This window comes from Paraburkholderia sp. BR14320 (genome assembly GCF_040948665.1).
Classification (GTDB): Bacteria; Pseudomonadota; Gammaproteobacteria; order Burkholderiales; family Burkholderiaceae; genus Paraburkholderia; species Paraburkholderia youngii.
Genome location: NZ_JBFPKG010000152.1, coordinates 1 through 2577, shown reverse-complemented (window position 1 = coordinate 2577; position 2577 = coordinate 1). Strand labels below are relative to the sequence as shown.

3 protein-coding genes are annotated in these 2577 nt (G+C 61.9%); all 3 read right to left on the bottom strand.

Going from position 1 to position 2577, the window contains the following annotated elements; translation table 11 throughout:
- Nucleotides 1-108: 108 nt before the first annotated feature.
- From AB3X89_RS39325 to AB3X89_RS39315, 3 genes are read right to left on the bottom strand one after another with little or no spacing between them, the layout of a single operon-like run.
- Nucleotides 109-1701 carry an IS66 family transposase gene (locus AB3X89_RS39325; protein ID WP_368587951.1) on the bottom strand — a complete coding sequence of 531 codons (1593 nt, stop codon included), beginning with the start codon at nt 1699-1701 and terminating at the stop codon, nt 109-111.
- Nucleotides 1702-1731: 30 nt separating this feature from the next.
- Nucleotides 1732-2076 carry an IS66 family insertion sequence element accessory protein TnpB gene (gene tnpB, locus AB3X89_RS39320; RefSeq protein WP_368587950.1) on the bottom strand — a complete coding sequence of 115 codons (345 nt, stop codon included), beginning with the start codon at nt 2074-2076 and terminating at the stop codon, nt 1732-1734.
- Entirely contained in the window at nt 2073-2477 is a 405-nt protein-coding gene (locus AB3X89_RS39315) for a transposase (RefSeq protein ID WP_368587952.1), read from the bottom strand. Before AB3X89_RS39315 ends, tnpB begins: the two co-directional genes overlap by 4 nt.
- Nucleotides 2478-2577 lie beyond the last annotated feature (100 nt).

The following is a 2577-nucleotide window of genomic DNA, read 5'->3' as shown; positions in this document are numbered from 1 at the left end:
GTAAGCGGCTCGGCAGGGCCGATCCCCGATCCGCGCGCGCGTGGGGCATGATGTGAGAGCGTGGATTGTTTGCATGGTCGTTGACACGACCTATCTCGATCTACCCGGTCAAGCGGTGTGCGTGGGCGGAGCTGCGGGCTTCAGTTTGTCGGCCACGTTCCAGGGAAGCAGTTCGTCGATGCGGTTGACCTTGTGGTCCGCGATACGGGTGAGCACGTGTTCGAGGTAGGCACGCGGGTTGATTTCGTTGAGTTTGCACGTGCCGATGAGACTGTACATCGCCGCCGCACGCTCACCGCCGCTGTCGGAGCCAACGAACAAATAGTTTTTCCTGCCCAACGCTACACAACGCAGGGCATTTTCTGCAAGCACATTGCTGATCTCGGCACGTCCGTCTTCGCAGTAGAACGTGAGCGCCGCCCAATGGTTCAGCGAGTAGTTGATCGCGCCCGTGAGCGTAGACTTCTTCGACAGCGTTGCAAGCGTGGCCCTGATTGTCGATTCGAACGTGTTGAGCAGAGGCTTGCTCTTCTCCTGCCGCACACGCAACCGCTCATCGGGTGGTTTGCCGCGAATGTCGGCTTCGATGCTGTAGAGCTCTCCGATCATCTCGAGCAGTTTCTGGGTATCCGGAGTCGGCGTGCGCTCGTGAACGTCGTACACGTACCTCCTCGCGTGATCCCAGCATGCCGCTTCGAAGACGTCGCCGCTTGCGTACAGCTGATCGAAGCCGGCGTAGGCATCGGCCTGCAGGATTCCCTTGAAGTTGGCGAGATGCGTTTGCGGATGAACACCCTTGCGGTCCGACGAGTACGTGAACCAGACTGCCGCAGGTTCCGCCGAGCCCGAGCGTCGATCGTCGCGCACATAGACCCAGAATCGGCCGGTTGTCGTCTTCTGGTTGCCCGGTGCGAGGACGGGAACCGTTGTATCGTCGCCATGGAGCTTGCCGGCAGCCAGCACGTAGCGCTGGATCGCCTCGACCAGCACCATGCAGAGTTCAACGATCTGGCCGAGCCAGCGGCCCATGCTGGCGCGATCAAGCGTCACGCCGTCGCGGGCCGCGATCTCCGACTGGCGATACAGGGGTTGGTGATCCGCGAACTTCGATACCGCGATATCGGCCAGCAGGCTTGGATGCGCGATGCTGCGCTCGATCGGCAGGCCCGGCATCGGCAGTTGTTCGATATGGCCACAGCCGGGGCAAAGCAATTTGCGCCGGATCGTGCGGATCACCTTGAATGCGGCGGCTACGCGCGCGAGCTGTTCGGATGCGTCCTCGCCCAGCGGCTGCATGGTCGTCGCACACGTGGGGCAGAGCGGATCGGGCTCGAGAACGATCTCCTCGCGCGGCAGGTGCGGCGGGAGCGGCCCTCGCGAAGGCGATTTGCTGGCCGGCGCATTCGGTGTCCTGTCCCGCTGGTTACGCGCCTCGGCAGCACCACGACCGCCCGTCAGGTCCTCCAGCTGCGCCTCGAGCTTGTCGATCTGCTTCGCGAGTTGTTCAGACTTGCGCCCGAAGTGCATCCGCCTAAGCTTGTCGATCTGCGCCTTCAAGCGCTCGATCTCGTCATCTCGCGCGGCGAGTTCCTGCACCATCTTCGCAATCGATGCCTGGTGCTCAAGCAGCGATGCCTGTTGCGCGAGCACCATGGCACGGAGCTCGGCGACGTTATCGGGAAGCGGCGCCTGATCGGACATGCGTCGCAGTTTACGAGCCTTCCTCGCGGTTTACAACATCGAGAGTGCGGCGGTGCGTCGTGGCTGTCGCCAGTCGATGCCCTCGAGCAACATCGACAACTGTGCAGTCGTCAGATGGATCTTGCCGCCATCGGCCTGTGGCCAGATGAAACGCCCTCGCTCCAACCGTCTCGCGAGAAGCCAGAGTCCGTCGTCAGTAGCCCAAAGCACCTTCACGAGATCGCCGCGGCGCCCGCGGAAGATGAAGACGTTACCGTCCAGTGGATTCTCATTGAGCGCTGTCTGCACCTTCGCCGACAGCCCTTGGAAGCCGCAGCGCATGTCGGTGATGCCGGCAACGAGCCAGACACGCGTGCCCGCCGGCAGGCCGATCATCGGGCAAGCTCCCGAATGAGCAGCCGCAGCAACGCCGGCGAGACCTCACCGGAGATTCGAACGCGTGCACGATCAAATTCGATCTCGCAGACGTTGTCGGGCGGCGAGTTGGTATCGTCGGTCATGGGCGTTGCCTCCGAAGGCTCCGCGACAACGCCCACTGGAAGAAGTACCGTCGAGCTGGCATCAGGTTTCGAGGCCACCGCCGAATGCTCTGGACATGGCGCGCCGAACACGCCTTGCAGATACTGACGCCGCCACCGGAACAACAAATTGGTGTTGACGTCGTTACGGCGTGCAACCAGCGAAACCGAAGCTCCTGCTTCGAAGGTCTGCTCGACCAGGTGCCGCTTGGTTTCCACCCGAAAGTTTGGTCGCTTGACCTTCGCGATCCGATTCAATGTCTCGTCCACTTTAGTTCCCACCAAATTATTTAGCGGGAACTAAACTACCAACCGGTTCGCTCAGCCGTCGAGAATGGCCGTCATGAGCCGCTTACCC